Below are 9,938 nucleotides of genomic sequence, written 5' to 3'. Positions count from 1 at the left end.
CAGGCGGGGTTCTGACAGACGAAACTCTCGAGTGGGAGCTCTTTTGACACGTCCGGGGATAGGCCCCGGACGCTCCCATTTCAGTGGTGTCGGGCATAGTTCCAGCCGACTACCCTTCGCTCGGATTGAACGGCTTTGTCAGCCATTCAATCGGAGTCCGTCTCAGTTGTCGGCGCGGGCCGCGACCGTGTGCGCGCCCAGCACGCGCTCCCCGACCCCCACGACCGGCGTGAACGCCGCCGGCAGGTGCAGCAGCACCAGCCCACCTTCCTCCAGGAACGCCGCCTTGAACCCGGCGCGGCCCGCGTCGCCTGCCTGCTGGTAGGCCGTGACGCGCAGCCCCGCCCCCGGCGCGACCAGCGTGACCGTCACGTCCCCGAACGGCGTGACCGTCACGCTGGTCAGCCGGTCGTTCTCCAGCGTGCCGCGCGCCCCGAGCAGGTCCGACACGCGCCCGGCCAGGAACCCGGCCGCCGCGCCCGCACCCAGCAGCGGCACGTTCACCGGGGCCGCCCGGTGCGTGACCCGCGCGACCTGCCCCGCCACCGGCTGGTACACGTAATGCGCGTCCAGCGGCCCCACGAGAATCCCGATCAGCCAGCCGTCCGCGGCCTCCGGTACATTCAGCAGCCCGGCCACGTTCACGCCGTCCGCCTGGGCGCCCTGCACGCGGCGCACGAAACTCACGGTGCCGTCGGCGGGACTCAGGACCTCGCCCGGCCCCACCCGCGGCAGCCGCACCGGGTCCCGGAACCGGTACACGCTGCGGACGTACCAGAGGGCCGCGCCGGCCACCACGAGCGGAAGAAAGGAACGAACACGCATGCCCGCCAGTGTAAAGCGCCCCGCCCCGCGCGGGATGGAACGCTCCTTACAGGATCAGGCCGCGCCCCCCGCCGGTCAGCGGGACTCGAACACCTGCACGCCGGTCAGGAGGTCCGCGCCCGCCCCGACCACCCGGCCGCTGCCGGTGTAGTTCCGTTGCAGGCGGTTCAGGACCTCCTGACCGCCGACCACCTGCCCGAACACCGTGTACCCGCCGCTCAGGAAGTCCGCCGGGGCGACCGTGATGAAGAACTGACTGCCCTGCGAATTCAGGCTCGCCGCGCGCGCCATGCCCAGCACGCCCGCCCGGTCGAACCGCAGCCCGTTCTGGACTTCCGCCATGAACTGGTACCCGGGGCCGCCCGTTCCCCACTCCGCCGACCGGGCCGGATCGGCGCTGAGGGGATCGCCGCCCTGCGCCATGAAGCCCTCGATCACCCGGTGAAAGCGCGTGCCGTCATAGAAGTGATGGCGGGCCAGGAACACGAAGTTGTTCACCGCGACCGGCGACGCCTTCGCGTACAGGTCCACCGTCACGTCCCCCTGGGCTGTCTTCAGGACCGCGCGGTACGTCCGGGCCGGATTGATGGTCATGGGCGGCGGCGCCGGGAACGACCGCACCGGACCCTCCGACAGGAACGGCATCGCCTCGAACGACACGGGGGCGGGCGGGGCCTTCTGCGGCGCGGGCGCGGCCGGCGCCGCCGACTGCGACGCGGCCGGGGCGCAGGCGGAGAGCAGAACGCCCAGCAGGGCCACGCAGGACAGAACACGCTGATGCATGCCCGCAGTCTCCCACAGCGCCCATGAGATCGTCCTGAACGCCGGGCGTGGTCAGTCGAGCGGGAGGCTGGTCGTGTGCTTTTCCTGCTTCACCACGATGGTGCTGGCCGTGTTGCGCACGCCGGGAATGGCGGCCAGCGTGTTCACGAGGAAATGCTGGTAGGCGTCCAGGTCCGGCACGCACACCTTCAGCAGGTAGTCGATGTCGCCCAGGCACAGGAAGCACTCCAGCACCTCCGGGCGGTCCTGCATCTTCTTCGCGAACTCCTCGAAGCCCGCCTTGGTCTGCTTGTCCAGCGTGACGCGCACGATCACCATCAGTTCCCGACCCACCATCTTCGGGTCCAGCAGCGCCACGTACCGCTGAATCACGCCCTCCTCCTCCAGGCGGCGCACGCGGCGTAGCGTCGGGGCGGGCGTCAGGCCGATCTCGTCGGCGAGTTCCGTGTTCGCGATGCGGGCGTCGCGCTGCAGGATCCCGAGAATCTGCCGGTCCAGTGCGTCAAGAAGGTTCTGAGACATGATTGATCGTATTCTGACATGAACGGGCAACAGCGTTGCGAAGCTACCCCGAATCGGGCCGTTACCGGCAATCGCCGGTCCGTGAAGAACTGTTAATCTTGCGTCACAGACGAAGTACCACCGCCGGCAGGAGACACCTGCGCGGCCAGCGAGGTCACACCCATGCACATCGGACTCCCCAAAGAAATCAAGGTCAAGGAAAACCGCGTCGCCCTCACCCCCGGCGGCGTCGCCACCCTCGTCCGCCGCGGCCACACCGTCACCGTCCAGCAGGGCGCCGGCCTCGGCAGCGGCATCCCCGACCAGGACTACGTGAACGCCGGCGCCACCCTGGGAAGTGCCGACGAAGCCTGGGCCGCGCAGATGGTCGTGAAGGTCAAGGAACCCATCCAGAGCGAGTACCACTACCTCCGCCCCGACCTGCTGCTGTTCACGTACCTGCACCTCGCCGCCGACCGCCCCCTCACCGATGCCCTCCTCGCGGCGGGCACCACCGGCGTCGCCTACGAGACCGTGCAGACGGGCGACGGCAGCCTCCCCCTGCTGACCCCCATGAGCGAGGTCGCGGGCCGCCTCAGCGTCCAGGCCGGCGCGTACCACCTGCAGAAACCCGTCGGCGGACGCGGCGTCCTCCTCGGCGGCGTTCCCGGCGTGCAACCCGGCCACGTCACCATCATCGGCGGCGGCGTGGTGGGCACCAACGCCGCCAAGATGGCCATGGGCCTCGGCGCCAAGGTCACCATCCTTGACGTGAGCCAGCGCCGCCTCGCGTACCTCGACGACGTCTTCTTCGGCAAGATCACCACCATGATGAGCAGCGAAGCCAACATCCGCGACCTGCTCCCCACCACCGACCTCCTCATCGGCGGCGTCCTCATCCCCGGCGCCAAGGCCCCCCACCTCGTCACCCGCGACATGCTGGGCCTCATGCCCGAAGGCAGCGTCATCGTCGACGTCGCCGTCGACCAGGGCGGCTGTGTCGAAACCATCCACGCCACCACCCACGACGACCCCACCTACATCGTCGACGGCGTCATCCACTACGGCGTCGCCAACATGCCCGGCGCCGTCCCCCGCACCAGCACCTTCGCCCTTACCAACCAGACCCTCCCGTACGCCCTGCTGCTCGCCGACCACGGCCCCAGCGCCCTGCACCGCAACCCCGCGCTGATGCTCGGCCTGAACACCCACCAGGGCAAACTGACCTACCAGGGCGTCGCGGACGCCTTCGAGCTGCCGTACACGGCTCCGGAAACGGCTCTGGCCTGATCGAGTTCCGGGCGTTTGGCCTGGAGGTTCTACTGATGGCCCCACCCCCCAGCCCCCATCCCCAGAGGGGACGGGGGGGCTTTCGTTGGCACTGGGCAGGTATTTCGCGTGCTTGGTCGGTGGGTGTGGGGCGGGGACGGCCACGCCTCACACGCCATCTTCCGCTAACGCCGCGTGCGCCCCGCGCGCTGCGCGCACGACGGGCCTGGTGGCGATGACGGTCGCCTTTCAAGGCTCCCCTTGAGGGGAGCTGTCAGCGCAGCTGACTGAGGGGTTCTGCGAAGCAGCTGTGTCCTGCGAAGCAGCTGTGTTGCCCTTCCCACTCCCTTCTCCCCACAGGGCACTCCTCATCCCGCGTACCCTGTGGTCATGTTCTCCCGTCCTGGCCGCCCTGCACTTCCTTTGAGTCCGGATGCTCCGCGTGTGCGGCGGGATCCGCGTCAGCTGGTGCGGTTGCTGGCGTTTGCGCGGCCGTACCGGGCGTTGTTCGTGGTGGGGTTGCTGGCGACGTTGGTGTCGAGTGGGTTGAATCTGGTGTTCCCGGCGTTGTTCGGGCGTCTGATTGATGCGTCGTTCCTGCGGGTGGGGTCGTCGGACACGTCGCAGCTGGACCGGACGGTGCTGTTGCTGCTGGGGATCTTCGCGCTGTCGGCGGTGTTCGGGGCGGCGCAGTCGTACCTGCTCTCGCGGGTGGGGGCGGGCGTGGTGGCGGACCTGCGGCGGGCGGTGTTCTCGCACCTGCTGACGCTCTCGCCGCGTTTTTTCGGGGAGCATAAGACGGGGGACCTGACGAGCCGCCTGACCTCGGATGTGGGGACCGTGCAGACGGTGACGAGTACGGCGCTGGCGCAACTGGCGGCGCAGTCGGTGAGTCTGGTGGGGGCGGTGGTGCTGCTGGTCAGCACGAGCGCGCGCCTGAGCCTGCTGACGCTGGCGGTGATTCCGCTGGTGATCGGGACGGCGGTGGTGGTGGGGCGTCAGATCCGCCGGGTGAGCCGTGAGGTGCAGGACGCCGTGGCGGGCGCGAACGCCAGTGCCGAGGAGGCGATCAGCGGCGTGCGGGTCGTGCAGAGTTTCACGGCGGAGGGCGTGGAGCAGGGCCGGTATGGGGAGGGCGTGCTGGCGAGCTTCCGGGCGGCGCTGCGGCGCGCGCAGTGGCAGGCGCTGATGGCGGGCGTGATGAGTTTCCTGACGTTCGGGGCGCTGGCGGTGGTGCTGTGGTACGGGGGGCGGCAGGTGATGGCGGGCAGCCTGACGCCGGGGAATCTGGTGACGTTCCTGTTCTACGCGCTTCAGGTGGGGGGGACGGTGGCGGCCCTGACCGGGATCTTCAATCAGTTTCAGGAGGCGCTGGGCGCGTCGGGCCGGATTTTCGAGCTGCTGGACGAGCGCAGTGACCTGCCGCAGCCCGCGCAGCCGGCGCCGCTGGCCCGCGCGGAGGGCCGGGTGGCGTTCGAGGGAGTCTCGTTCGGGTACGGCGCGGACGGTGAGCGGGGCGCGGTGCTGCGGGACGTGACGCTGGACGTCCCGGCCGGGCAGGTCGTGGCGCTCGTCGGGCCGAGCGGGGCGGGGAAGACGACGCTGGTGAACCTGATTCCGCGTTTCTGGGATGTGACGGGCGGCACGCTGCGCGTGGATGGCCGGGACGTGCGCGAGTACGCCCTGGCGGACCTGCGGGCGCAGGTGGGCCTCGTGCCGCAGGAAACCTTGCTGTTCAGTGGCACGGTGCGCGAGAACATCCTGTACGGCCGTCCCGGCGCGCGTCCCGAGGAGGTCGAGGCGGCGGCCCGCGCCGCGAACGCGCACGAGTTCATCACGGCCTTCCCGCAGGGGTACGACACGGTGGTGGGCGAGCGGGGCGTGAAACTGTCCGGCGGGCAGCGGCAGCGCGTGGCGATCGCGCGGGCGGTCCTGAAGGACCCCCGCATCCTGATTCTGGACGAGGCGACGAGCGCGCTCGACAACGAGTCCGAGGCGCTGGTGCAGGCGGCGCTGGAGCGGCTGATGCAGGGCCGCACGACGTTCGTGATCGCGCACCGCCTGAGCACCATCCGGAATGCCGACCGGATCGTGGTCATGGACGGGGGCCGCGTCGTCGAGGACGGCCCGCACGCCGCGCTGATCGCGCAGGGCGGCCTGTACCGTGACCTGTACGAGTTGCAGTTCCGGTCGCAGGAGGACGCCCGGGCGCAGCTGGCGGCCCCCTGACCCGCGCGGGTGCAGAATGCCGGGTATGGAGCAACGGGACTTTGGAACGACTGGCCTGCGCGTCTCGGCGCTGGGCCTGGGGGCCGGGCAGGTCGGGGACGCGGCGCTGACCGAGGAGCACGTCGGGACGCTGCTGAACCGCGCGGTGGACCGGGGCGTGACCCTGGTGGACACGGCGCGCGGCTACGGTCTCAGCGAGGAACGCATCGGGCGGCACCTGTCGTACCGGCGGCACGACTTCATCCTCAGCAGCAAGGGCGGGTACGGCGCGGACGGCGCCGACGACTGGACCCCGCAGGCCATCCGCCTGGGCATCGAGCAGGCCCTGACGCGGCTGCGCTGCGACTGGATCGACATCTTCCACCTGCACTCCTGCCCGCCCGACACGCTGCGCCGCGAGGACCTGCTGGGCGCGCTGGACGACGCCCGCGCTGCCGGCCTGATCCGCGTGGCGGCGTACAGCGGCGAGAACGAGGCGCTGGCCTGGGCCGCGCAGTCCGGGCGCTTCGGGAGCCTGGAGACGAGCGTGAACCTCGCCGACCAGTGGAGCCGCCATCAGGTGCTGCCTGCCGCGCAGGACGCCGGGCTGGGCGTGATCGCCAAGCGGCCTATCGCGAACGCCGCGTGGCGCTTCACGCAGCGTCCGGCCGGCGACTACGCTGAGACGTACTGGGAACGGCTGGGCCAGCTCGACCTGAACGGCGTGCGCGAGGCCGCCGGGCTGGACTGGACGCAGTTCGCGCTGCGCTTCAGTGCGTACGCGCCGGGCGTGCACAGCGCCATCGTGGGCACCGCCAGCATCGAGAACCTGGAACGCAACGTCCGGATCGTGCAGGAAGGCCCGCTGCCGCTGGACGTCCTGACGCACATCGAGGCCGCGTGGCGCGCGCACGGCGCGGACTGGGGCGGCGAAGTCTGATACGGACTCCGATTGAATGGGCTGCAAAGCCCGTTCAATCCGAGCGGATGCGACTCGCAGAGCTGCCCCGCAGAGAAGGAGAGAAGCGGGTTCCGGACGTGGAGCCGGCAATCCGGTGAACTTCCGGATTGTTGGCGAAACAAACGGAATCCGCATGAGTCGGACTCCGATTGAACGGCTGACAAAGCCGTTCAATCCGAGCGGATGCGACTCGGAGAGCAGGAGGAGCAGGGCGGGTTCCGGGCGTGGAATTGGCAATCCGGTGCGTTGGCGGGTGATGAACGAAACAGACGGAATCCATGACTCCAGGGGAGCCGGGGGGACTGCGGTAGGCTGCGGGTATGACTGAACCTGCGTTCCGCTGGGGGCTGCTGGGCGCCGCCCGCATTGCCCGCGCCCTGATTCCCGCGATCCGCGAGGCGGGCGGCGAGGTCGCGTGCGTGGGCGTGCGCGACCCGCACTCGGCGCGGGCGCAGGCGTTCGCGCGGGAATGGGGCGTGCGGGTCGCCGGCACGTACGATGACCTGATCACGGCCGACGTGCACGCCGTGTACAACCCCCTGCCGAACGACGCGCACCTGCCCTGGACGCTGGCGGCGCTGCGGGCCGGGAAGCACGTCCTGACCGAGAAACCCCTGACCCTGAACGCCGCCGAGGCGCAGCAGCTCGCGGACGCAGCCGCGCAGACGGGCGGCACGCTGCTGGAGGCCTTCGCGTACCGCTTCCAGCCGCATGTCCTGCGGATCGTGGACCTCGTGCGCGGCGGCACGCTGGGCGACGTGCGGTCCGTGCACGGTGCGTTCGGGTTCCACATGACCAACCCCGACGACTTCCGCTGGAACGCCGCGCAGGGCGGCGGGGCGCTGTTCGACGTGGGCACCTACCCCGTGAACCTGATGCGCCTGCTGCTCGGCGAACCGAGGGCCGTGACTGCTGCCGCTCGCTGGACGCCCGCCGGGGCGTCACCCGGCACGGGCGACATCGACGTGGCCCTCAGCGGCACCCTGGACTTCGGGGGCGCGCTGGGCAGCCTGGACTGCGCCTTCGACTGGACGGACCCCAGCTTCAGTCGCCTGACGGTCGTGGGTGCGCGCGGCACGCTGGACGTGCCCCGCGTGTACCACAGCCACACGCACGAGCCCGTGACGCTGCACCTGAACGTGGGTGGCCAGGAAACCCGCGAGGAGTTCCCGCCCTCGAACGGGTACGCGCGCATGGTCGCGCACTTCCAGCGGGTCGCTCGCGGGCAGGAAGCGGCGCTGTACCCCCCCGCCGACGCGGTCGCGCAGGCACGTGTGCTGGACGCCCTGTACGCCTCGGCCCGCGCGGGGGCGCGCGTGACGCTGGACGCGCCCACCTGAACCGGACGTAGCTCCCGGCCCCGCGCGTAGAATGCCCCGCATGACCGATCCCCTCCAGGGCTGGCAGCCCGCGCCCGCCGGGCACAAGCATGTCGTCAGCGTCAGCCTGGGCAGCAGCGCCCGCAACGCCCGCGAGACCGTCACCGTGCTCGGCCAGCCCTTCATCATCGAGCGGATCGGCACGGACGGTGACGCGAAGAGGATGGCCGCCCTGTTCCAGGCCCTCGACGGCCGCGTGGACGCCTTCGGGCTGGGCGGCGCGGACCTGTACCTGCTGGCCGGCGGGAAACGCTACACCTTCACGAACGTCCGCAAGCTGGTCGCCGGGGCGCGCATCACCCCGGTGCTGGACGGCAGCGGCCTGAAGAACACCCTGGAACGCGACGCCATCGCCCAGCTCGACCCGGTCCTGAACTGGCGCACGCGCCGGGTCCTGATGGTCTCCGCCGTGGACCGTTTCGGCATGGCCGAGGCCCTCGCCGAACACGGCGCGGACATCGTGTTCGGGGACATCGTGTTTGGCCTGAACATCGACCGGCCCCTGCGCTCGCTGGCATCCCTGCGGCGCGTGGCGGGCCTGATCCTGCCCGTCATCACCAAACTCCCGCAGGACTGGTTCTACCCGACCGGCGCCAAGCAGGAGACCAGCGTGCAGGGCAACGGCACCAAGTACTACGCCTGGGCCGACGTGATCGCCGGAGACACCCACTACGCCAAACGCTACGCCCCGCAGGACCTGACCGGCAAGACCATCCTCACGCAGACCATCACCCAGGCCGACCGCGACTGGATGAAAGCGCGCGGCGTGGCCCGACTGATCACCACCACGCCCCGCATGGGCAGCCGCAACTTCGCCACCAACGTCCTCGAAGCCATGTTCGTCGCCCTGAGCGGCAAACGCGAGGCACTCACCGGCCCCGAATACCTGGAGTACATCCGGCAGGTGGGCTTCAAACCCGAAATCAACGAGCTGTAAGGGAACGCGGCGCTCATACGGACTGCCGTTTGTTTCGTTGACAACCCGGAACGGCACCGGGTCGTCAACTCCACGTCCGGAACCCGTTTCTCTCCTACTCGCATCCGCTCCGATTGAATGGGCTGCAAAGCCCGCTGGGTCCGAGCGGATGCGACTCGCAGAGCTGCTCCGCAGAGAAGGAGAGAAACGCCCCTCCGGACGTGGAGCTGGCAATCCGGTGGAGTTCCGGATTGTCGGCGAAACAAACGGCAGTCCGTATCACAGCTCAATGCTCAGGGCCCACTGCCCCAGCGGGTACACTCCGGGGCATGCAGGCACTCGTGGACGCGATTCGGCAGCAGGGTGAAGTTCTTCCCGGTGGGATTCTGAAGGTGGACGGACTGGTGAACCACCAGCTCCTGCCGCACCTGACGCGCGAGATGGGCGAGGTGTTCGCCGCGCACTTCGCGCCGCTGAACCCCGGCAAGATCGTGACCATCGAGGTCAGCGGGATCGCGCCCGCCATCGCCACGGCCATGGTGCTGGGCGTGCCGATGGTGTACGCCCGCAAGAAGAAACCCGTCACCATGAAAGAACCCGCCTTCACGGCGCAGTCCGTCAGCCGCACCAAGGGCGGCGTGGTGGACCTGTTCATCAGCAGCGAGTTCCTGGGTGCCGGGGACCGCGTGGTCGTCATCGACGATTTCCTGGCGTCCGGCGGGACGTTGCGGGCGCTGGCAGGCATGATCGAGGTCAGCGGCGCCGAGCTGCTGGGTATCGGCTGCGTGGTGGAAAAGCAGTTCGAGGACGGCCGCGCGAAACTCGCGGACCTGAACGTGCCTATCCACACCCTGGCGAACATCGTCCGCATGAGCGAGGCGGACGGCATCGAGGTCGAAGCGGGGCGGTAAGAGGGAAGTGGGCAGTGGGTGGGGCTTGACAGTGGAGGCGGGGTCGCGCACACGCTGTTGACCATCCGCCATCCGCCATCCGCCATCCGCCATCCGCCATCCGCCATCCGCCATCCGCCATCCGCCATCCGCCATCCGCCATCCGCCATCCGCCATCCGCCATCCGCCATCCGCCATCCGCCATC

9 protein-coding genes are annotated in these 9,938 nt (G+C 69.8%); 6 read left to right on the top strand and 3 right to left on the bottom strand.

The features are described from left to right. Positions 1 to 162: 162 nt before the first annotated feature. The 3 genes from ABDZ66_RS05215 to ABDZ66_RS05205 form a co-directional block, all read right to left on the bottom strand. On the bottom strand, positions 163 to 825 hold the full coding sequence (locus ABDZ66_RS05215; protein WP_343756849.1) for a phosphatidylserine decarboxylase: 663 nt from the start codon (positions 823 to 825) through the stop codon (positions 163 to 165). A gap of 75 nt (positions 826 to 900) precedes the next feature. Then, positions 901 to 1,608 (bottom strand): peptidylprolyl isomerase, encoded by a 708-nt coding sequence (locus tag ABDZ66_RS05210; protein ID WP_343756847.1) that lies wholly within the window; start codon positions 1,606 to 1,608, stop codon positions 901 to 903. Between the two features lie 51 nt (positions 1,609 to 1,659). Beyond that, positions 1,660 to 2,130 carry an Lrp/AsnC family transcriptional regulator gene (locus ABDZ66_RS05205; RefSeq protein WP_343756845.1) on the bottom strand — a complete coding sequence of 157 codons (471 nt, stop codon included), beginning with the start codon at positions 2,128 to 2,130 and terminating at the stop codon, positions 1,660 to 1,662. A 162-nt stretch (positions 2,131 to 2,292) separates the two neighbouring features. Here ABDZ66_RS05205 and ald point away from each other — a divergent pair, with 162 nt between their 5' ends. From ald to xpt, 6 genes are all read left to right on the top strand, one after another. Next, positions 2,293 to 3,399: an alanine dehydrogenase gene (ald, locus tag ABDZ66_RS05200; RefSeq protein WP_343756843.1), complete on the top strand. Its 1,107-nt coding sequence runs from the start codon at positions 2,293 to 2,295 to the stop codon at positions 3,397 to 3,399. A 369-nt stretch (positions 3,400 to 3,768) separates the two neighbouring features. Continuing rightward, the gene (locus ABDZ66_RS05195) at positions 3,769 to 5,607 is read left to right on the top strand and encodes an ABC transporter ATP-binding protein (RefSeq protein WP_343756841.1); all 1,839 of its coding nucleotides are present in this window, start codon (positions 3,769 to 3,771) and stop codon (positions 5,605 to 5,607) included. A 25-nt stretch (positions 5,608 to 5,632) separates the two neighbouring features. Beyond that, positions 5,633 to 6,526, top strand: coding sequence for an aldo/keto reductase (locus tag ABDZ66_RS05190; protein WP_343756839.1), 894 nt, complete (start codon positions 5,633 to 5,635; stop codon positions 6,524 to 6,526). A 341-nt stretch (positions 6,527 to 6,867) separates the two neighbouring features. Continuing rightward, positions 6,868 to 7,887 (top strand): Gfo/Idh/MocA family protein, encoded by a 1,020-nt coding sequence (locus tag ABDZ66_RS05185; RefSeq protein WP_343756837.1) that lies wholly within the window; start codon positions 6,868 to 6,870, stop codon positions 7,885 to 7,887. 40 nt (positions 7,888 to 7,927) lie between these two features. After that, positions 7,928 to 8,863, top strand: a complete 936-nt coding sequence (locus tag ABDZ66_RS05180) for a quinate 5-dehydrogenase (RefSeq protein WP_343756835.1) — start codon at positions 7,928 to 7,930, stop codon at positions 8,861 to 8,863. A gap of 308 nt (positions 8,864 to 9,171) precedes the next feature. Then, entirely contained in the window at positions 9,172 to 9,753 is a 582-nt protein-coding gene (gene xpt, locus ABDZ66_RS05175) for a xanthine phosphoribosyltransferase (RefSeq protein ID WP_088247021.1), read from the top strand. Positions 9,754 to 9,938 lie beyond the last annotated feature (185 nt).

The sequence above is a fragment of the Deinococcus depolymerans genome (assembly GCF_039522025.1).
GTDB classification, from domain to species: Bacteria; Deinococcota; Deinococci; order Deinococcales; family Deinococcaceae; genus Deinococcus; species Deinococcus depolymerans.
Note: the sequence above shows the minus strand (reverse complement) of the source record. Positions and strands in the feature narration are given on the sequence as shown.